We start from the raw sequence: 20,745 nt of genomic DNA, 5'->3' as shown, positions 1-20,745 counted from the left end.
TTATGAGAGTTTATATATTGCTATTATCAATCAATTTGAGCATAAGTTTAATGAGCAAAGCACAAGATAGCAGTCTTGATTCATCACATCAATTTACTGTAATACATCTTCCTGCTTATTACAATGAAAAGGGAGTAGTTTTTAATAAGGATTATGTTGTTGGGATTGAAATGAGAAACTTACAGTCCAGGTATACACCAACAAAAGACGACATAATAAAAGCAGAAAAGATTTTCAACAACAAGTATAACGAGATAAGAAAAACAAATGTTGACACCAAAACATTCTTTTGTCGTTGGGTAAGGCAATATGTTGGACTGATAGATAATAACGGTAACAAGAACATTATTGTTCAGCTTGTTGATAATACAAAACCAAGAATAATAAACCGGTTATTCGGAAAGGGCTGGGAAACTTCGTTCGTTATTTATTTTGCAGACCCCTATCCGGGTTTAGGTATTCCTTTTAGAATTAACATAGATACAGGAGAAATGTCAGACCAGCTATAGCTACTGAATGAAATTAAATGACACTATCTCAAAAACTGTGTAAATCATAAAAATCGGGCTTTCACTCCGATTTTTTAATTTTAAAGTATATAGAGTTTTATTAAGACAGAAGATTTTTTATCTGACGACTTTGCAGTGCTCGTTTTCTTCATTGGCAGTATCTTTCTGCTGGAGGTTGCTTTGGAAATAGTAAAGGTGGCATAGGAAGGAACTGCCGTAAAGATGAAGATTGAGCGGCTTTACCCAGGGCAACGTGCGGGTGGTACTGACGGAGCAGACGGATTTCAGCATGTATACAGCCACGATGGAAACGGGGAATGCCCCGGTGGAAACGGCGCTTACATATATGAGACAGGTACAACATCCAGTTCTGGGGGAACAACTATTCCAGCATCGGATTTAAGCCCATCAAAAAGCTTGTCTAATGTGAAAATTAGTGGAGGATTTTGGGTAGAGAGCTCATCTAATCTAATGACACCAGTAGTCGTTCACCCGGTTATTCCTATACCCAAAACATTTAATCACAAGTGGACTGCTCCTAAAAAATAGCTCATATGAAGATGTATATATTTTTTTTTGTTTTAGTATTAAAGGTAATTTGTTCAGGTTGCCAGGGGGAAATAAAATCTGAAAAAAGCAAATGTAAAGAAGCGTATGAGGAAGCTAATGCTCGATTGAATGAATATTACCAGAACGCAGATCAGGAGATGCTTGATACTGTCTTACATATTGTTCAAAAAAATATTAATGACTGTCCCGATTATAATGTTAAAATGGTTAATTTGAAAATAAGGGTTTTGATATTGCTTAAAGAATATGATCTTGGGTATAAGTTTATTTATTCATTAGATGAAAAGAAGTTCGAAAAGCCATATAAAAAGGACTTTTACCTTAAAAGCTTAAAGGCAATGGAGTTAGAAAGTCAAGGAGATTCAGCAAGCAGGAACGAACAATATTTGGGTATAATTGATGATGTATTGAGGTATATAAATCTGCATCAATCTGATAAGGAAGCGATTGCAGATTTGTTTTTTATAAAAGCCAAAGTAGAAGAGAAATCAAGAGTTCTTGAGAGCTTGGATATAATGCGGGACCAGGGTAATAGCGGTGATAGCATGTTCTATGAAGGATTAAAATCAGCAATATTGGGGAGCGAAATTACCGCTCCTGCTGTTCGGCAGTAATAATGTATCATTCTTGGAGGAGACGCATTATTATCCGTTTGGGTTGACGATGAAGGGGATATCCAGCAACGCGATCTATAGCCCGGAGAATAAGTTCCAATACAATGTGAAGGAATTGCAGAATAAGGAGTTCGCTGGCAGTGGGTTAGAGTGGTATGATTATGGAGCGAGGATGTATGACCCGCAGATAGGTAGGTGGCATGCTGTTGACCCATTAGCTGAAGAGTTCTCTCTCCAATCTCCATATGTGTTTACTGATAATAATCCTTTCAACAAAATAGATCCAGACGGAAGAGCAGCTTATCCAATTGTTACAATTACAAAACAAAAAACGGGTCAAACTGCGGAGCAAAGAGTATTGGGATATAGCGGTGGAGCCACAACCCAAGTTGATTTGTATAAAGTCGTAGTAACTGATACAGAGGATGCTAATTTTAGAATGGAATTTTCTGTTACAAGAGATGCTTGGACCGTTGAGCAGGGAAATTCTACAGCTTCCAATGTTGCCTTTGAGCCCAAAGATGGAAACGTAAATAATTTTACTGGAAAAGTAATGAACGGAGGCTATCCCAAAGGAAATGGAACGGAGGCTTTAAAGTTAACACAGAAAGGCTCTGAAGTTGTTCATGCAGAACCAAATCAGACATCCGTAAATATGGGATGCAGAAATAAAGATGATGTGGCTGCAGGAGTAATGATACACGTAGGCGGGAATTTCATATTCGCATAGCATTTGAATACCATTCAAGACCAAGCTAATAAAAGTCAAACAAACCCTGGACATATCAGAGTAGTAATTGAAAAAAGAGAAGGCAATGAATATCCAACGACCAAAAAAATCAATTAACTTACTGTTAACCGTTCTTGTGATGGTATTTGTTGTAAGTTGTGAAGCTCAAAAAAAAACAAAGGTTGTAGAGATTTTTATGGGCGTCCAGATGGTTGACAAAAATTACAACTATTCTGATGAATCAGTTTTTAAGCTTGATAATATTGAGTATTCATTGAGGAGCAAAGCTATTTATGATACAAGTGGAGATATTCAACAGCTAATTATTTATAAGCCCGGGGGAGCATTAGAATATAACAAACTTCAACTATTAGAGGATGAAAACTTAATGATATATTATGATATTCCACTTCATCAGAGTTTTACCTATGCTGGTGGAACAATACTGAAAAGCGAGGAGGGTAAAATAGATGTAATTAAGATTACGGAAGACTATTTAATAAATAAAACAGGTGGAGACAAAGTTCAGTTTTACAAACTGAAATAGTCAGAAATCAAAAATAAAGCCTTGCAGAAATGCAGGGCTTTTTCATTACATAATACTTCGTAGTTTGGTCTGCTTCAGGAATACATCAAGGAGGGCGAAAACGTGCTGTTTTTCGTCCTCTTTACATAGTGCTTGCTATGTTTGTGATTTTTTTATTGATGCTATTGCTTGGCTCTGGATACGATCATCAATGGCGCCCCGGGCAATCCTTTCCTGTAAGGCGACGGTAAACTTAAAGGATGGGGCTATTGTCAGTAAGGAATGTCATGCTTTTTTTGAAATCAGATTTAATGTTCGGAACAAGAAAGTTGATCCACTGAGGTTTTTTTTCATCTTTATCACGTAAAAGAGCGAATAGAGCTAGCGCGTACCCCCATTCTTGCTGGCTCAGGTAACCTTGTTTTCGATATCCCCAGCTTTCTTGATTTGTATAAAACCTGAATGAAGAATTGGCATTAAAAATGCCTAGGCCAAAAATGACAGTGACTAAATCAGTAAGGAACTCATCATTTTGTTTTATTCTTTTTTCTCCTATTAGTTTAATGTGAGCGAACTCGTGAGCTAAAGTGGCGATGAGGCTTTCTGTATTTTTTAATTGGGCAGCTTCTATTGAGATGACAAATTTCCCTGCATTCTTTTTAGTATTATAAGTACCAGCTGAATATTGTTCGCCGGGCGTTTGTTGTGAAAATATTTTTCCTGCGCCTGAGGAAAATTCTGCCAATGTTTGGTCATAAAACCGAAGTTCTATTTGTGATGATTCAACTTCCATTTGTTCGGCAATGACTGGTAGCAGAATATAGGCATCTTCTTCAGACTGATTAAACTGGAAGGGGAAATCTTCGTTAGATGGCCTTAATATCTTGCGGGAAATAATTTTATCTTTTTTAAACTCGCTTATCAGCCATTTGAATGCGTCTTCCATCCATATCCTGTTCTCTTCAGGAATAGGGCATTTAGCTTTTGTAGATTTACGAAAGAACCCGAACATATTTATTGCAATACGTTTTTAATTTTCCTGTTGGCGATAAAAGAATCGAGGAACTCGAACACGAGTTCTTTGTCTTTTGGGGACAGTTTATTGATATCTTGTATCCTGCCGAGGGTGGCGGCATCCAGCTCCATATCGGTGATGCCGACAAGCCAATCGAGCGATACGCCCAGCACCTTCGCCATTTTTGTAGCTGCATCAATGGACGGCTTCATCTCATCCCGCTCATATCTACCGATAGCAGGCCCTTTAGTACCGAGGTGAGAGGCCATCTCTTCCTGGCTGATACCTTTCTTTTTGCGGGCTTCCAATAAACGTTTACCAAAACTCATACGTACTGATTAAAACGGCCCAACCGGGCATAAGCCGAAATTATGGAACATAATTGTTGTTAACAAAACGGAATAATTTTGTTGATTAGAGCTCATACGTTATTTTTGGAACGGATGAGTTCTAATTAAATGTTTTTTCCATATGGTGCGCAAAGTCAACAAGTTTCGCCTGGTAAAGCTAGGTACAAAAGCGCATCCGCGCGACAGGGCCGATAAATATTTACCGTGGCTGAACCTGAGCGCGGTCTGGTTGGCACAGGCTGGGTTCCAGATCGGCGACCAGCTAGAGATCACGGTGAGCAATGTTTTGTGGGCTTCCAACAAACGTTTACCAAAACTCATACGTACTGATTAAAACGGCCCAACCGGGCATAAGCCGAAATTATGGAACATAATTGTTGTTAACAAAACGGAATAATTTTGTTGATTAGAAAGCATCCGTTATCTTTGGAACGGATAAATTCTAATCAAATGTTTTTTCCACATGGCACGCAAGGTTAACAAACTGCGCCTGGTAAAGGTAGGTGCAAAAGCGTATCCGCGCGACAGGGGTGATAAATATTAGCCGTGGCTGAACCTGAGCGGGGTCTGGTTGGCACAGTATCTGCACAGATAGTGCCTGGTAAGCCATTTAATCAGGTGATAGAAGTTGCAGGGCAAAGAATACATTATACTGCATTCAAACTACCGGATGGAACAATAAACAAAACATAGGAAGAATACATGGAGTCGATTGGAAAGCCATCAAGGCAAGAGCTTAATCTTATAAAGTTATTGGTGCATAAGGCAGCCAGGATACTACCTTTAAATTGGGAAACTGATTTGAAGGTTCGCTCCATGCAAGATGGAGGAATGGGAAGCCTGCTTTTATTCCCTAATGGAATATTTGTAGAGGATCGTAAATTTGGAGAAAGAATAAGTGAATATCAATTCCGTGATGTCGATGGGGTTGATGTAATAATCTCGCTGAATTATGATACTAAAGGAGAACTATTTGAATTAGATGTGTGGAAAACAGATTTAAGTCCTTTAAGTCACCTCCCAGGTAAATTGTAATTATTGGAGGACATTTTTAATTTTCCTGTTAGCGATAAAAGAATCAAGGAACTGGAACACGAGTTCTTTGTCTATTAAGGACAGGTTATTAATATCCTGTATCCTTCCGATTGTAGTAGCATCTAGCTCCAAATCGGTAATGCCGACGAGGCAGTCGAGCGACACGCCCAATACCTTCGCTAGGAAAAACTCGTCAATAGAAAACTCCTTTTGTAGTTATAAATCCATAAACGTCTATGTTAAAAATTATATTATTAATATTAATTGTTTCTTCTTGCTCAAGCATGAAAGGTGTTAAAAAGGAAGACAAGTTAGAAGGAGTTTGGGTTCCAGTAAAAATTGAGTGGAAAAGTGCAGTAGAAGGTGATCAGGAACTTGAAGGTATAAATCATGCTTCCTTTTACATTTTTTCATTTGCTAAATCTGAGTTTATTTTAGTTGGATCTACAAATGCCCCCGGAGATAACGACAGCTTAATAATTGCTTCGGAACCTGGCTATAGCTTATATTATGGAAAATGGGAAATGCGCGATAGCATTGTTCTAACCAAGTATAAAAAAGTTTATAGTTTTTTAAATCTTCCAGGAGATACGATGATGTTAAAAGAAAGAGTAGATACCTTGATTTTAAGGAATGAAATTTTAATTTTTAACAATGAACCTTATAAACCTTACACTAATACTGATACAGGTAAGATAAGCAGATTTTGGAGACAGGCAAAGGAAGCAAAATAGGATAACCAATTTTTATTGATCACAATCCCCTCTCGGATCCTTTAGACACTATAGTAAAACAAATTCAGTGAGAAAGCATTTTGAAGGTGATGGCCTGAGATACGATCAGCATCGCCGCGAACGCTTTCTATAAATCAGTCACACCCCAAGAACAGGCGGCAGTTAATATCGAGACGGATATCGTGCCGGCCTTGTTGAACGCGCTTGGCGGTGCGGCGCCCCAAAATGCCTTGAAGGGATCGGGGATCAGGTCTAGCCCAATCACAGCGGATTTTTACAACAACGCCTACCAGCGTTTGCGGAAGCGCGATAACGGTGATCATAATACAGATCGGCTAAAAGCCATCTGGATTTCGTGAAGTTCGATGAAAAGTATAACTTGGAGGAAATCATCATTAAGAAATAGCCCGCAGCGAGCGTAGCCGAGCTGCATATCTTAGCAGAAGGCCAGATGGTAATGTAGAAGAGTGGCTTCCTGTACGTTTACACGAGCAACGAGAGCGGGCCGGTGCTGGAGGAGACATATTATTATCCTTTTGGGTTGGTGATGAAGGGGATTAGCAGTAAAGCAATTTACAGTCCTGAGAACAAGTATCATTATAATGGTAAAGAGTTGCAGAGTAAGGAGTTTGCTGGCAGTGGGTTAGAGTGGTATGATTATGGAGCCCGGGAAGTAGTTTAATTGGCACTCGGCTGACAAACGCAAGTACGACTATTGCTACTGGACAAGCGATGAAGGAAATGAATACATATATGCGGTTGGCGGAGAAGGTTAGGTCACGGGGTAAAGCAGATTCCTATAACTACTGGAGAAATGCAGCACAGAATGTGTATAGGACTAAATTGTCTAATTAAAAGAGAGAAAGAATGAATAAGTACCTTTTTTTATTTGTTGCCACTTTTTTCATTAGTTCATGCATTGATTCCCAAACTAAAAGAGGGCATTTCAAAACGAATGATAGCACAACTTTAGATGAGAAAGTAGAAAATGGCAAAAAAAATGAGCTTGAAAATGACGAAGAACTCATCACGTTTGTCAAAACATTTGAGAAATTATTGTTGGATACTGTTGTTGTTGATTCTGTGTTTGACGTAGGTTCTGATAAAATAACTTTTTCTTTCAAGCATTATGCAAATCAAGCTAAAACAATGTTAATTCCAGACAAGTATACCCGTGTATATGGATTAAGTCACTATAAGGTGCCTGAGTTTGTTTCGTCGATTCAATTGAGCCGAAATAGTTCAATTATATTAGATACGATTTTGCAGAAACCGATTTTTTACAAGATATTGCCTGTCGAATTAATTGAATATGGAGCAATGTTGTATCCTGTCATTTCCTTTGAAGAGGATGGCTTGGTTATAAAGTATAGTATTTCTATTCCATTGACAGACATTGGGAAAAAGGCCATTTTGCGAATGGATTACCTTGGAAGACTTGCTATTGATGAGGAATAAATACATGTCGAAGAAGTATTGTTGGAGGAGACGCATTATTATCCGTTTGGGTTGGTGATGAAGGGGATATCTGCCAGAGTTATTTACAACCCAGTCAACAAGAACCAGCTATTCCAGGATCAACCGTTGGATGATGAGTTAGGACTTAATTGGTATGGATTTAAATATAGGAATCATGATCCGCAGATCGGGAGATTTATTGAAATTGACCCTCTGGCATCTGATTATACGCATAACTCTCCTTATGCATTTTAGGAGAATCAGGTGATAGCACATGTCGAGTTGGAGGGACTTGAAAGCATCGGATACTTGAAAGCCCAGCTTTGGCAATCGGCTGGCATAACATCGACTACTGCCAGGAATATCGAGAATACCGCAAATACAGCGTTGAAAGAAATAAAACCCTATGCAGAAGGAGCCGCTACCGGATTGAAATATGCAGGTATAACTGCGGGTATTCTTTTAGGAGGGCCCGCGGGAATAATACTTGGTATTCCGGCACTAGGTTTAACTCTTACAAAAGACATAGCTCATGCGGTTAATCCAGACAATCCAAAAGTGGAAGCAATACCTGAGGGTTTGGGAGAGACTGTTGGGCTTGTTGCCGACAAAACAACCGAGGCTGCAACGGGACAAAGTACAAATGGACTATTGCAGAATGTTGGAGGGTTCTTGGAGACAGTATTAACGGGTACAAAGGATTTGCTGAAAAAAGCCAAACCAAACCAGCCCAAAGCATTAGTAGCTATTGATAAAACAAAGACGGCAAGTGATACGTATAAAGATGGTGAAAAAGTGGTTATAAAGATAGATCAAGCAATTGAGCAGAAAAAAGACGAAAAGAAAGAAGGAAACTAATTAATAATATCCTTTAAAAGTCATTGTAGCAATGAAATTAGAGCTTTTTGGAATTGAGGAAGCTAATCGACATTTTTTATTACGATATTGGCGTAATATTAGAGTATTTCTGCTGCTTTTTGTCGTCATAGACATTGCATTATTCGTAAAGATTGGACTAGGGTGGGGAGTGATTATTGTTGAGGCTGGGTTTTTACTTTTAGTGGCCTTATATGGGTTAAGAATGTCTGTTAATGTTTTGTACAAAGTTTATCTGGATGAAGATAATGATATAGTTGAAATAGAAACACTGTATTTTAGCCAAGTAAGAAAAATTCAGCGTAACAGAAAGGATGTGAAAGTGAGGGTTATTCAAGATGCTTCATCTAGATATATCGTGGATATGATACGTATCGATGTAGATAGAAAGACATATTTTACCCAAAAACAGTTTGCTCCTTGGTCTCGAGAAAGGATTCAGCAGGTAAAGAATCTGGTAACACAAGGAGTCTTGTAAATGAGACTGATTATGGAGCTGATGGCAGTTCTGAATTAGCAACAAAAGCAGCTTCAAACATCCAGAGTCAATGGAATGCTGCGAATGGAAAAACCACAATAGATGATGTTGAGTATAGTGTTAGTTTTGTTGTAACGGGAATTTTTGATAACTCCATAACTGCGGATGATATAAAAAACAATACTGATATAAAGAATAATTATATAAAGTTTACTAAATCACGAATAGATGTTTCTTATATGGATGGTGTAGGAAGTAACACAGGAGAGTTTTTAATTAAGAATGTTAATGACGCTAAAATTACTACAGAGACACACGAATTTGGACACGGCTATGGTTTAGCTCACCCAACAGATACAGATTTAAGAGGCAAAGGACAACCTGGAATAATGTATCCAAGAGGAACACTAGTTGATGCGAAATATACATATTACCCGAAAAAAGGGAATTCTGCTGTTGACCCAACAACTGGAGCTCGTTCAAATACTATAAATCCTGTATATAGGAAAGTCACTCAACAAGACATAAATAATCTTGGACTAGATAAAATAAAGTATGACCCAAATACTGGAACAGGACAACTAGGTAAATTATCAAACATTAAACATTAAAAGTTTTGAATATGAAAAAAATAATTTTAGGTGTTATAGTGTTTGTTTTTATACAATCTTGTACAGTAAATAAAAGTATAGTTGGGAAATGGTGTTTGGATGATAAGACACAATTAAATTACCCAGTAATAACTTTTGGCATAGATTCCATTGCTGTATTTAGTAGTAAAATGGATACAGTTTATTCCTTTAAATACTACAAAAAAAATAATTATTTGCATCTGGTTCAGCCAACAGGGGAAATAATAAAAGAGGAAATACTTTATCTGAATAAAGATAGTTTAGTGCTTAAATCTTTAATGGAAAACAAAGTACTACAGAAATATACTAAATGTAACTAAATCAAAAGCCATCCAGTCGGGTGGCTTTTTCCTAAAAAATAAAATGATCCGGCCAATCTATCACTGCACCACCAGCACCGGCACTTTCACATAATGCCTTACGTGGTTCACCGTTTCCCCGTAAATCCAATCCTTGATACCCCGGTGCCCATGGCCGCCGAGTACCAATAAATCGGCCTGTTCTTCTTTCACGATCCTCACGATTTCCTTAGTCCGATTTCTATAACCTAAGACTCCCTTGGCGTTAATGTTTTTATCTTTTAGCAACCTTATATACGTATCCAACTGTTCCTGGTCTTTGCGGGTTTCAAGATCATCGCTTTCATTACCGAAATACCGTGCAGAAGCACTTTCCACGATATGGATCAAAATATAGCTCGTGTTAGGGTTGCCTTGCGCTAAAGCATTGCTGATGATTTTCTCATCGTAATTGCTGAAATCCAAGGCTAGGGCAATCCTGTTATACACGGGGTGTTCTATGTTGCCAAGGCTCACCTGCGATGGATGCATCCGCGCTTCGGTTGCTTTTTTATAGCGGTTGATTAACGGGTAAATAATGGTCACCACGAGAAGGGTCATAAAGAAAAGACCGAATACTATAATCGTGATATCAATCCAAGTGTTCCCCGGTTCTTGAATATATTGTATAGCTTCCGTGTACACCATCTTGGCATTTAAATACACTAGGACTGCTGCAATTGCCCAGGCTGCAAGTTTTACATGCCAGCGGATCGCGTAATGTCCCATCGTGGTTTTATCGCTTACGAAATGTATCAGGGGTATGACCGCGAAACCGAGCTGTAAACTCAATAATACCTGGCTGAAGACTAATAACCCGCCTATTTGCTCCTCTCCTGCTATTAAAATTACTAACAATGCCGGGATGATCGCTAATAATCTTGTAATTAACCTCCTCAACCAGGGGTTGATACGTAGGCTCAGGTATCCTTCCATCACGATTTGCCCGGCCAATGTCCCGGTAACGGTTGAACTTTGTCCCGCTGCAATTAATGCTACCGCGAATAAGATCGGGGCCAGCTTGGTGCCTAGCAGTTTATCCAGCATCATATGCGCATCGCGGATATCCGCTATACCGGTATAACCCGATTCAAAAAATACTTTCGCGGCAAGAATTAAAATCGCGGCATTTACAAAAAATGCCAGGTTCAACGCGATCGCGCTATCCATGAAATTATACTTAATCGCTTGCCGGATGCCGGCATCGTTCCGTTTAATTTTACGGGTTTGTACCAAGGCCGAATGTAAGTACAGGTTATGCGGCATTACCGTGGCGCCTATAATACCGATCGCGATATACAATGCCGTTTCGTCCGGGATGTGCGGAACAAATCCTTTCACGATTTCCCCGACTTCAGGCTTTGCCAGTAGCAACTCGATCATAAACGAGGTGCCCACGATGGCAACCAACGAAATAATAAATGCTTCCATCTTCCTGATCCCGTAACGATGTAATACCAACAGTAGGAAGGTGTCCAAAACGGTTAAAGAAACGCCCCAAGTTAAACTGATGCCGGTCAGTAATTGTAATCCGATTGCCATGCCTAATACTTCGGCTAAGTCGGTGGCGGCAATGGCTATTTCCGCGAGAATATATAAACAAAAGTTGATAATGCTAGGGTAGGTTTCCCTATTAGCCTGTGCCAAATCCCTGCCGCGGACAATCCCCAACCGCGCACTCAGGCTTTGTAACAACAATGCCATCAGGTTACTCATCAACAGCACCCAAATTAGTGTGTAGCCGTACTGCGCACCACCCGCAAGATCCGTAGCCCAGTTGCCCGGATCCATATAACCAACGCTTACAAGGTAAGCCGGTCCGAAGAAAGCTAATATACGTCGCCATTTCGAGCGACTTTTAGTCATATCTACCGAGTTATGTACTTCGCTTAACGAATTTGTATTATGATGTCGGTTCATAAATCCTGGATTGCTATCAATTAAATCGGTCTAACGAGGATGTTTTTAGAAACTTGCTCGCTCAAGGTTAATGCCGGTTGGTTCTTTATTTTGATTTCTACGGAGTTGTCAAATTCATAACGCTCGATCACTTCCATCTGGGTACCCAACTTGATCCCCTTGGTATTGAGAAATTCAAGCAAGGCCGTAGATTGGTCCGTGACACCCATAACTTCCAGCCGTTTAGCTTGGGCCTGATCCAGCGAGATGGAAACGATCGATGCGTCGATATTGCCATCTGCATCGGGAATCGGGTCTCCATGGGGATCCGTGGAAGGATTGCCCAGGAACTCACTCAAACGGTTCGTCAGTTTTTCACTGCGCACATGTTCGAGATCCTCGGCAATTTCATGTACTTCTTCCCAGCTAAATCCCAATTTATCCACCAGGAAACACTCCCAAAGACGGTGCCGCCGCACTATCTGGAGGGCGATGCTTCTCCCGGTAGCCGTCAGGAGGATACCCTGATATTTTTCATATTCGATATAGCCTTTTTCTTTGAGCTTTTTGGCCATATCGGTAACTGAAGCCGGTTTGGTATCCAGCTCATAGGCAATTGAATTAGTGGCAACGGGTTGTTCACCGTCCTGTAACTTATATATAGACTTGATATAATTTTCTTCAGCAACCGTTAAATTCATGCTATCTAAATTAAATTTTAGATAAAGCTAAATAATATTTTGATGATATACAACATCCATTCATCTTTTATATGAATATTTCATAACAAAGGGTACAACATCGATAAGATTTGTGTAATTTTCCATCCATATACGTATATGTATGAATAAATTAACCTGGTTATTGGCTATCATCTTGTTAGCAAGCGCTTGTAAATCGAAGAAGGATGCCTCGGCAAACGACGAAAATGCTCCATTGACCTATCCCGCTTTCCGCGAACTATTTCCCAAAGGACAGGCCCCGTTTACCTTGGCTGTAGACAGCGTAGCTGTAAATCTGCCGGATTCGCTAGCGTTTAAGACCAAGGTGGTCACCCAGTTTCATTTGGATTCTTTATTGAATGATAAGGGGAACAAGCAGAAAGCCCATTATTTTCCAATGAAGTATTTCAAGGAATCGGCCATTGACTATTTCCTCGTTAAGAAGGAAGCAGCCGCAACCCGGGAAGTGTACTTATGTTTGTACGATAAGGAGGGCGCTTTTATCAATAAGATTCTCGTGGGCAAATCAAGTGCTAATCAAAATGTAAACTTTTCATTAGATAGGCGCTACAATATAAAGATCTCCACCAGGGAAACTGCCAAAGATGGATCAGATAATATAAAAGAAGAATTTTTTGATGTTTCTTCGCAAGGGGAGTTTATCCTCGTTCTAACAAACTCCAACACGCCGGTTGCATCCGGTCAATATTTTAACCCGATCGATACATTACCTCAAAAACACAAATTATCAGGCGATTATGTGCTGGGTGAAAATAATATCGTGAGCATCCGTGATGGCGACACGCCGCATGATTTCCTGTTTTTTATTCACCTCGATAAAGAAAAAGGCGCCTGCATCGCTGAAATGGATGGCGCCGGAAGGTTTACTACCGCCACCAATGGCCATTATAAAGATAAAAGCTCTGCTTGCAGTGTAGAGTTTAAGTTTAGTGGTAACAAGGTGTCCTTGGAAGAAAGTGGATGCGGCGCTTACCGTGGAATTAAATGCTCGTTTTCAGGCACCTATACCAAGAAAAAGGTGCAGGTTAAAAAGACGAAGTAGAACCAGTTTGAATGAGCATGATGATTCGGGTAGAACGTTGCTCATGGAGGGAGTCCGGGCTTGGAATCCTCTAGCGTTCGAAATCATTTCAAGTTAAATAAAGTAGAGTTTCACCGGAATTTCCTAAAAAACCATTCAACAAGTTAGATAAGCAATAGAGAGCGGATGCCTGGTAACACAGTAGTACAGAAGCTGGATCGGGCGATCGAATTGGTGGCCATAATGGCCCCTTTCTTTGTAATTTTCTTTGGGGAAACAAAGGACGTTAAAATGTTGACGGGCTGATAAAAGTAAACGCGCAAATTAAGGAGCGTAAATTAATGTAACAGAAAAACGAAACTGCATATATACTCTAAAATTGTATTAAATCTAAGGTGCCGGTTTCCGCATGCTGAACGGCATCATTGAAAAATATCCATATTTTCCCTGGTAATACTCAAGAATTGATCCCTGGATATAAACCTCGCTCCCAAAGATTCGAGGTGTTCAGTATGAACTTGGCAATCAATTATTTTTAGCTGGGGATCAGATTGTACGAAGCTAATAAAAGCAGCTTTCGAAGCATTACTAACTTTTGCAAACATCGATTCCCCGAAGAAGCATCCCCCCATCCTGATACCATACAAGCCGCCTACTAGTACCTCATCTTGCCAAGCCTCAACTGATACGGCGAAGCCCATTTGATGCAGTTCGGTATAAGCCCTTTCCATCTCGCTTGTAATCCAAGTTCCGTCTTGCCCCGCCCTGGGACTCGTTTTACAATGCCTGATCACATCTTTAAAAGCCTTGTTAACCGTAATCGTGAAAGGTGTTTTTTTCAACACCTGCCTCATTGATTTCGATATTTTGAGTTCATCTGGAAATAAGACGAACCTGGGGTCGGGGCTCCACCATAAGATCGGTTTTTCCGAAAACCAGGGGAATATCCCGTGGCAGTATGCATTTAATAGTCTTTCTGCACGTAAATCTCCACCAATGGCCAGTAAGCCATCCGGCTCCGCTAGAGATACCGGGGGAAAATCAAAATTATCATGTTGTAATTGAAAAATCGGCACGATATGGAGTAGGTTAGGAACCGACGGTTTCTTCTATTGTTGCGCTCAATCCCCTGTCTAAAAGGGCTTCACACATGGGTTTTAATTCCCTTATTTCACCTGATTTTACCGCGTATTTACCGTTAAAGTGAATAATGAGGGCGCATTGTTCGGCTTGTTCGGGAGAGTGGTTGCATACTTCAACCAGGGACTGAATGACCCAGTCGAAAGTATTCACCTCGTCGTTCCAAACTATTAAATTGTACGGAAGTTGCTCGTCTTCTGCAACCAGCACATCTTCCCAGGTTTGGGTTGACCTTTCCGTCTCAGTCTGATAAGCCATGATAACAATCGTTGTTTCATGCAAATTTAATCAAATTAACGGCTTTTTGAAAGCGCTTAATTTGGCAGGAAATTACGATCTTACAGCCTGGGCAACATGAATTATTGTGTCGTTAAACTGTAAATCAACGGTTTACCGCTCATTTTATTCACCCGGTTTTGACGAAAAGAACGTAAATTAAGGTTATATGAAAGGATTGGTATTATTATTAGATTTTAGTTTGCCTTTGAAAGACCCGATACCCATCTTTTCATTGGTGTTGTTCATTATCCTCTTGGCGCCTATCATCTTACGGAAATTCAGGATACCCAGTATTATCGGGCTGATCTTGGCGGGGATGTTAATCGGTGATCACGGGTTTAATGTGATCGAGAAGGGAAGTATTGATTTGTTTGGGAAAGCAGGATTGCTTTACATCATGTTTTTGGCAGGCTTGGAGCTTGATATGGCGGAGTTCTTGAAGAACAAGAACCGTAGCCTCGTGTTCGGGTTATTCACATTTTTGATCCCGATGGGCTTAGGCTATGCGGTCAGCGCATACGTTTTACAGCTCAATTTCCTGGCTTCCATGTTGGTGGCCAGTATGATGGCAACGCATACCTTGGTCGCTTATCCTATCGCTAGTAGGATGGGCATTACCAAGAACGAAGCGGTTACCATTGCCGTTGGCGGAACAATCATTACAGATACCGCCGTGCTATTGATTTTAGCCATTATCACCGGCGCCGAAGCGGGAAACCTCAATGCCGCGTTTTGGACTCGCCTCGGTATATCATTGACCATCTTTACCGTGATAATCATGTGGGGATTCCCTTATATCGGCAGGTGGTTTTTCAAGAAAATTAAGGATGACAAAACCACGCACTTTGTTTTCGTATTGGCATTGGTGTTCCTGGCTGCTTTCCTTGCTGAATTAGCCGGTGTAGAAAGCATTATCGGCGCTTTCTTGGCAGGACTTTCGCTAAACAGGCTGATCCCGCATACATCACCCCTGATGAATCGACTGGAGTTCGTGGGTAATGCACTTTTTATCCCGTTTTTCCTGATTAGCGTTGGTATGTTGGTAGATTTAAAAGTGTTGTTGAAAGGTACAGAAGCTTTGATCTTAGCTGGAATATTAACCGTGATTGCATTATTTAGTAAATGGTTCGCCGCTTGGATCACGCAATTGTTGTATAAATATTCCCCTAACCAGCGGAAAGTAATTTACGGTTTAACTTCTGCAAGGGTAGCAGCAACGATTGCCGTAGCCTTGATCGGTTTTAACATGGGTGTCATCAACGAGAGTATGCTGAACGGCACGATCATCGTGGTACTTATCACGAGTATGGTTGGTTCATTTATAACGCAGAATGCCGGTCGTAAACTGGCAATCGAGGAAGCGGAGAAGAAACCCATCATCGAAACCGGGCCGGAGAAAATATTGGTTCCCGCGGCACATCCCGAGAAGTTGGAAACCATGTTAGACTTCGTTTTCATGATTAAAGATCCGAACTCGGAGAACCCGGTTTATCCCTTGGTAGTGGTGCAAGATGATGCGGAAGCCAAGGAGAAAATTTTGCTGAGTAACCGGATGATGGAAAAAGCGGTGATACATGCCGCCGCTACCGAAAATGATATCAAGGTCGTAACCCGTGTCGATCTGAATATTTCAGATGGAATTTCTAGGGCAGCGAAGGAGCTCATGGTTTCCGATGTTGTATTAGGATTTACTGATAAAACCAGTACCACGGAACGCTTCCTCGGAAACATCTTCGGAACCACGCTCGATAATGTACTTTCCAGTGTTTGGGATACGATTTATGTTTGTAATTTCCAACATCCCTTAAATACGACGAAGAACCTGGTACTGGTAATTCCCAGGAACGCGGAATACGAAATCGGGTTCGCGCATTACCTGGGCAAAATGATTTTATTGACCAAGCAAGCCGGGGCAAAATTGCAGGTTTACAGCAGCATCAGAACGAAGTCAGCGATAGAAGATCTCCTTTCATCCAAAAAAAATAACAGCATCGATATCCAGTTTAATTCGCTGGACGACATCGAAGATTTCTTAATATTATCGCGTAAAATTTCTAGTAATGACCTGTTGGTAATTGTTTCCGCCAGGAAAGGTACCTTATCATATCAACCGTTTTTAGACAGCATGCCCTCGAAGCTTTCCAGGCATTTCAAGGAGAATAACGTGATCTTAATTTACCCGGAACAGACGGAAGTGAAGTTCAGTGAGCCGGGATTGATGCAGGAAGATTTAACCTTGGCCCCGATCCAAGAACAAATCGAAAACTTGAACAAGCTGGGTAAAGTGGTGAAAAGGATTTTCAAACAGCCAAAGCAAGACGAAGATTAGTTGAACAGTATGTATTTAGTGAAAAAGGTGATCCCGGTTCCGGGGCCACCTTTTTGCCGGTGCATTTAAAATGTATATAGCAATTTACGGCGTTAACGGGTGATCGTTGAACGAAGCGAAAAGAACGTAAAGAAGTTATTAAAAAAATAGCCGGTCATCTTGAGTGACCGGCTATTTGAAGTGGGAGTTGACGGATTCGAACCATCGACCCTCTGCTTGTAAGGCTAAAAAATTATAATTTCAGTTATTTTATCAATATGCTGGATATTGCAGCGCTGAGATGGCGGACAGTGGAGGAAGAGAGTATTTTGTTTTCACGCGGGAAAACACGCGGAACCAGCCGAAAGTCTGCAAAACCAATTGTTATTATCAGGAACGAAATTATTGACCGGATACTGGATGACTGGGGAACCAGCCCTAAAATTGATGATGTTTTTGTGTTTGATATTGCTGCTGTGGAAGATGATCCCGCCAACCGTTTAACAAAGGAGTATGCGGGTAAAGGTAAAGCAGTGTTTATAGAAGGCGGAACATTTAAAACCCTTATTCCTCTGCCTGTCGGAAAAACTATTATAACTGATGATACTGTAAATGATACTGTAAATGATGCTGTAAAAAAACGCCTAGTACAAATAATACTGCAACTACAAGATCATCCGGGACTTCGGATAAGCGAACTGACGGAGATGTTCAAAGTATCTGAAGTAACCGTAAAAAGAGACATGCAGAAAATTAGGCCACTGGTTGAGTTCAAGGGCAGTCAAAAAACAGGTGGCTACTTCCTCACAGATTATATGCTTTCGAAGCTCCAAAAAAACTCTTGATCCGCAGAATAAATCGAGAAAATACCCCAAATATATTCCTGTATGGGCATAATCTTATTTGATGGTTATTTAGTTTGTGGCTTATTATATACTAAGTAATTGATAATCAGTTTATTTTATTTGATGGTTATTTGATTGGATGTCAATTACCGGGTATGCCTCGGTAGTTGGGAACGATAAACTTTACAAGCGTAATGTAGTGCGATCTGTTAGCTTCACCGGATCGCAGGCTGTGCCTTTGTAACACTTACATTGATGATTGCAGAAATTTAATCGTTTATCGACCCCACGTATTGGGGGAACCCTGTAAACAGTCTCAAGCAAATTCAACGAAGAGCAGAAGGAGCGGCAGACGACATCGATCCGTTCTGTTTTTCAGATTTTGAAAAAGATTTCATTGATAAAAATACCAGGATCAAAAAAGAATTGGAACGATTATACAAACTTGACAAATCGAGAAGGAAAAATTGAGGCAAAGGCAAGAATAGCAAAAACAGAAAAAAACATAGTGTCTTGTTATTATAATTGACGTGTAATAACCGGCACAATTTATAGCCGGGTTTTTGCCTCCGACTTATAATTTTCGTATTAAACCATCAAAGATCCTAATCAAATTGGGCAATATCATCGGATAGGTAAATCCTGGCTACCATGGCTTATGAGATGTGTATTATGATGTCCTCAGCTATTCACTTAGTGCATTTACGAAAGTGCCAAACCGAAGGATTTTTTCGCTGTTCGCTTTGTTGAACAACAAATGTTCGAAATCCCATTGTTTTACTTTCAGATCCATCTTTTTAAGCTGTTGCAGATTGCGAATACCGGAACGTGCTGCCAGGAATTCATAATCAGGTTTAGACTGCGACAGTAAAAACATCAGATCATAAAAATCCCAGCCTTTGGAACGGGACAACATGGCCGCAACCTTCATGCTGCACAATACGCCATCGGAAGGAACGGGAAAAGGAAAGAAAAATCCACAGCCGCTTATATCAATGATGACAGGCTCATAGGCTATCCCCTGATCTTGGCTTTCCACTTTTATTAAAAAACGTTCCTCTTTGTGCCCGTTCAACCCCATATCAAACAAAAGTTCAGGGAAATGAATATTTCTCCTGAAAGCAGTGAGCTTCGAACTGCTCTTATCCTTTGCTTCTACACGGTAGCCCGAACGCTCTAAAAACAGAAGAAACCCGTTAAATAATTTTAAATCCTATTGCTAGAAAAAAAAAAGTTGATTATCTTTAAAAGATCATCAGTGATATCTTTAACCATAACCTAAAGCTGATGCGCCCTATTTCATGAACGACCTATACTATTCTCCGCTCCCAAGGCGGCCTGAACCCTATCAGAAAAGACCTTGTTGGTTCAATTCATTTCTTCGCTGCCTGTTGACGTTGGGCAGGATTTTTTCTCTAGCTAATTTATTGAAGCAGGAATTTGATGGCCGTTTTATACTTGTCAGCCAGGATAGATATAACAGTAACGACCAATCGCTTCTCATCTTTTTCTAAATAGCATATCATTTAATTTAAATAAAACTCTTTTCCTACAAACGGGGAGGGTATGTACTGCCTAACTTTTTGTAATTATTAACTGCTACGTATATACTAATCTTTATGAAATGGAAATCCATTTTTGTTTATATTCTTTTTTTAAGCGCTCTGTCAATATCTTCACTTTATGCGCAAACCAATACTGCCACCATCACCCAATCAGGCTGGTACAGGATCGCTATTAACGGACCTCTTATTCAAGGTGGTTCAGGGGGAAGCAGAGCTGCCGCCAGGTTTATTCTGAAAGATGTATCCGATCATACCCACGGAACGCTGGAATTTTTGGGATACATACATTTCGGAGATAAACCTGTAATAAACATATTAAACAACAGTTTCTACAATCAAGTATCGTTTGTGAAATTACGTATAGTAGAAGCGGGATCTTATGAGGGCGCTGCAATAGAAGTTTATGTCCGGAATCAAAGCCCAGATACCAGCCATATTACCTGCTATATAGAAAATAATATTCAGTTGAGCGGTTGGACGCCTGTTGATTGGCAATTTATTAATAGCTCACCTGGAGATAACGATGGAATCCCCAGTGGTTTTGCTGCAAGGACAATTAATCTATCTAATATAGTCCAAGGGTTTGTCACAGATGGAGGCCGACAGAAATCCTATTTTAATGGCAACTTCTATACCAGTGGCAAAGTAGGCATTGGCACCGAAAATCCGCAATCCGAGTTAGCAGTCAATGGTACAGTTACAGCTAAGCAGGTAAAGGTGACTATCACAGGTTGGCCGGATTACGTCTTCGATACCGCTTATAGCCTGTTGCCGCTAAAAGAGGTGATGGCTTATGTTCATGAACACAAACACCTCCCGGAACTGCCTTCAGCAAAAAACATTGACAAGGAGGGACTCGACCTTGGTTCAATGCAGAAAGCTCAAATGAAAAAGATCGAGGAGCTGACCTTATACTTGATGGAGGAAGATAAAAAAATAGCTGATTTGAAAGAGATCGTCAACAACCAAAATAAAATCATTGAGAAACTGAATTTGCGCATTGAAAAACTGGAGAACCAAAAACAATAAAATCCTATTGCCTTAAAATTAACCTAAAAGAAAACCTTTGAAGCCCTTATC

Annotated in this window: 25 protein-coding genes; 17 read left to right on the top strand and 8 right to left on the bottom strand. The window is 40.2% G+C overall.

The annotated features are described in order from the left end of the window. Positions 1 to 2: 2 nt before the first annotated feature. The 4 genes from COR50_RS21780 to COR50_RS21760 all read left to right on the top strand — a co-directional run bounded on the left by COR50_RS21780 (position 3) and on the right by COR50_RS21760 (position 2,970). Positions 3 to 509, top strand: a complete 507-nt coding sequence (locus tag COR50_RS21780) for a hypothetical protein (RefSeq protein WP_157761058.1) — start codon at positions 3 to 5, stop codon at positions 507 to 509. Positions 510 to 1,063: 554 nt separating this feature from the next. Continuing rightward, positions 1,064 to 1,693: a hypothetical protein gene (locus tag COR50_RS21770; protein ID WP_098195958.1), complete on the top strand. Its 630-nt coding sequence runs from the start codon at positions 1,064 to 1,066 to the stop codon at positions 1,691 to 1,693. A gap of 13 nt (positions 1,694 to 1,706) precedes the next feature. Beyond that, entirely contained in the window at positions 1,707 to 2,423 is a 717-nt protein-coding gene (locus COR50_RS21765) for an RHS repeat-associated core domain-containing protein (RefSeq protein WP_098195957.1), read from the top strand. 67 nt (positions 2,424 to 2,490) lie between these two features. Then, positions 2,491 to 2,970 carry a hypothetical protein gene (locus COR50_RS21760; RefSeq protein WP_157761057.1) on the top strand — a complete coding sequence of 160 codons (480 nt, stop codon included), beginning with the start codon at positions 2,491 to 2,493 and terminating at the stop codon, positions 2,968 to 2,970. 232 nt (positions 2,971 to 3,202) lie between these two features. Here the strand turns inward: COR50_RS21760 and COR50_RS21755 are convergent, their stop codons facing one another. Both COR50_RS21755 and COR50_RS21750 read right to left on the bottom strand, forming a co-directional pair. Beyond that, positions 3,203 to 3,895, bottom strand: a complete 693-nt coding sequence (locus COR50_RS21755) for a hypothetical protein (protein ID WP_157761056.1) — start codon at positions 3,893 to 3,895, stop codon at positions 3,203 to 3,205. Between the two features lie 68 nt (positions 3,896 to 3,963). Continuing rightward, positions 3,964 to 4,293 (bottom strand): helix-turn-helix domain-containing protein, encoded by a 330-nt coding sequence (locus COR50_RS21750; protein WP_098195954.1) that lies wholly within the window; start codon positions 4,291 to 4,293, stop codon positions 3,964 to 3,966. A 142-nt stretch (positions 4,294 to 4,435) separates the two neighbouring features. Between COR50_RS21750 and COR50_RS21745 the strand changes: the two genes are divergently transcribed. From COR50_RS21745 to COR50_RS21735, 3 genes are all read left to right on the top strand, one after another. After that, complete coding sequence (locus tag COR50_RS21745; RefSeq protein WP_098195953.1) at positions 4,436 to 4,648, top strand: SymE family type I addiction module toxin; 213 nt, start codon at positions 4,436 to 4,438, stop codon at positions 4,646 to 4,648. Positions 4,649 to 5,016: 368 nt separating this feature from the next. Further along, positions 5,017 to 5,349 carry a DUF6984 family protein gene (locus COR50_RS21740; RefSeq protein WP_098195952.1) on the top strand — a complete coding sequence of 111 codons (333 nt, stop codon included), beginning with the start codon at positions 5,017 to 5,019 and terminating at the stop codon, positions 5,347 to 5,349. Between the two features lie 236 nt (positions 5,350 to 5,585). Beyond that, positions 5,586 to 6,083 (top strand): hypothetical protein, encoded by a 498-nt coding sequence (locus COR50_RS21735; protein WP_098195951.1) that lies wholly within the window; start codon positions 5,586 to 5,588, stop codon positions 6,081 to 6,083. A gap of 127 nt (positions 6,084 to 6,210) precedes the next feature. Here COR50_RS21735 and COR50_RS22510 read toward each other — a convergent pair whose 3' ends face one another. After that, positions 6,211 to 6,348 (bottom strand): hypothetical protein, encoded by a 138-nt coding sequence (locus tag COR50_RS22510; protein WP_198405734.1) that lies wholly within the window; start codon positions 6,346 to 6,348, stop codon positions 6,211 to 6,213. A gap of 602 nt (positions 6,349 to 6,950) precedes the next feature. Here COR50_RS22510 and COR50_RS21730 point away from each other — a divergent pair. Genes COR50_RS21730 through COR50_RS21705 form a run of 6 tightly spaced genes read left to right on the top strand, consistent with a single transcriptional unit; the run spans position 6,951 to position 9,847 of the window. Then, positions 6,951 to 7,541, top strand: a complete 591-nt coding sequence (locus COR50_RS21730) for a hypothetical protein (RefSeq protein ID WP_098195950.1) — start codon at positions 6,951 to 6,953, stop codon at positions 7,539 to 7,541. 18 nt (positions 7,542 to 7,559) lie between these two features. Continuing rightward, the gene (locus tag COR50_RS22795) at positions 7,560 to 7,796 is read left to right on the top strand and encodes an RHS repeat-associated core domain-containing protein (RefSeq protein WP_098195949.1); all 237 of its coding nucleotides are present in this window, start codon (positions 7,560 to 7,562) and stop codon (positions 7,794 to 7,796) included. Between the two features lie 54 nt (positions 7,797 to 7,850). Further along, positions 7,851 to 8,399, top strand: coding sequence for a hypothetical protein (locus tag COR50_RS21720; RefSeq protein ID WP_157761054.1), 549 nt, complete (start codon positions 7,851 to 7,853; stop codon positions 8,397 to 8,399). A gap of 31 nt (positions 8,400 to 8,430) precedes the next feature. Beyond that, positions 8,431 to 8,895, top strand: coding sequence for a hypothetical protein (locus tag COR50_RS21715; protein ID WP_098195947.1), 465 nt, complete (start codon positions 8,431 to 8,433; stop codon positions 8,893 to 8,895). Continuing rightward, a complete protein-coding gene (locus tag COR50_RS21710) occupies positions 8,838 to 9,506 on the top strand; it encodes a hypothetical protein (protein ID WP_098195946.1) in 669 nt (222 codons plus the stop codon). The genes COR50_RS21715 and COR50_RS21710 overlap by 58 nt, the downstream gene beginning before the upstream one ends. An 11-nt stretch (positions 9,507 to 9,517) precedes the next feature. After that, positions 9,518 to 9,847 (top strand): hypothetical protein, encoded by a 330-nt coding sequence (locus COR50_RS21705; protein WP_098195945.1) that lies wholly within the window; start codon positions 9,518 to 9,520, stop codon positions 9,845 to 9,847. A gap of 60 nt (positions 9,848 to 9,907) precedes the next feature. Here COR50_RS21705 and COR50_RS21700 read toward each other — a convergent pair whose 3' ends face one another. Both COR50_RS21700 and COR50_RS21695 read right to left on the bottom strand, forming a co-directional pair. Then, entirely contained in the window at positions 9,908 to 11,785 is a 1,878-nt protein-coding gene (locus COR50_RS21700) for an Nramp family divalent metal transporter (protein WP_098195944.1), read from the bottom strand. 20 nt (positions 11,786 to 11,805) lie between these two features. Further along, complete coding sequence (locus COR50_RS21695; RefSeq protein WP_098195943.1) at positions 11,806 to 12,465, bottom strand: metal-dependent transcriptional regulator; 660 nt, start codon at positions 12,463 to 12,465, stop codon at positions 11,806 to 11,808. Positions 12,466 to 12,607: 142 nt separating this feature from the next. Between COR50_RS21695 and COR50_RS21690 the strand changes: the two genes are divergently transcribed. Beyond that, positions 12,608 to 13,549, top strand: coding sequence for a hypothetical protein (locus COR50_RS21690; RefSeq protein ID WP_098195942.1), 942 nt, complete (start codon positions 12,608 to 12,610; stop codon positions 13,547 to 13,549). Between the two features lie 401 nt (positions 13,550 to 13,950). On the opposite strand, the gene aat is transcribed toward COR50_RS21690, so the two are convergent. Further along, positions 13,951 to 14,604, bottom strand: a complete 654-nt coding sequence (aat, locus tag COR50_RS21685) for a leucyl/phenylalanyl-tRNA--protein transferase (protein ID WP_098195941.1) — start codon at positions 14,602 to 14,604, stop codon at positions 13,951 to 13,953. Between the two features lie 13 nt (positions 14,605 to 14,617). Then, complete coding sequence (locus COR50_RS21680) at positions 14,618 to 14,926, bottom strand: ATP-dependent Clp protease adaptor ClpS (RefSeq protein WP_098195940.1); 309 nt, start codon at positions 14,924 to 14,926, stop codon at positions 14,618 to 14,620. A 187-nt stretch (positions 14,927 to 15,113) separates the two neighbouring features. Between COR50_RS21680 and COR50_RS21675 the strand changes: the two genes are divergently transcribed. Beyond that, positions 15,114 to 17,276, top strand: coding sequence for a cation:proton antiporter (locus tag COR50_RS21675; protein ID WP_098195939.1), 2,163 nt, complete (start codon positions 15,114 to 15,116; stop codon positions 17,274 to 17,276). Between the two features lie 257 nt (positions 17,277 to 17,533). Further along, positions 17,534 to 18,100 carry a DeoR family transcriptional regulator gene (locus COR50_RS21670; protein ID WP_098195938.1) on the top strand — a complete coding sequence of 189 codons (567 nt, stop codon included), beginning with the start codon at positions 17,534 to 17,536 and terminating at the stop codon, positions 18,098 to 18,100. A gap of 685 nt (positions 18,101 to 18,785) precedes the next feature. Here COR50_RS21670 and COR50_RS21665 read toward each other — a convergent pair. Further along, positions 18,786 to 19,181 (bottom strand): hypothetical protein, encoded by a 396-nt coding sequence (locus COR50_RS21665; protein ID WP_198405733.1) that lies wholly within the window; start codon positions 19,179 to 19,181, stop codon positions 18,786 to 18,788. A gap of 538 nt (positions 19,182 to 19,719) precedes the next feature. Between COR50_RS21665 and COR50_RS21660 the strand changes: the two genes are divergently transcribed. Next, a complete protein-coding gene (locus tag COR50_RS21660; RefSeq protein WP_098195937.1) occupies positions 19,720 to 20,694 on the top strand; it encodes a hypothetical protein in 975 nt (324 codons plus the stop codon). Positions 20,695 to 20,745: the final 51 nt, after the last annotated feature.

Source organism: Chitinophaga caeni, from assembly GCF_002557795.1.
GTDB lineage: Bacteria > Bacteroidota > Bacteroidia > Chitinophagales > Chitinophagaceae > Chitinophaga > Chitinophaga caeni.
This window is presented reverse-complemented; position numbering and strand designations above follow the sequence as displayed.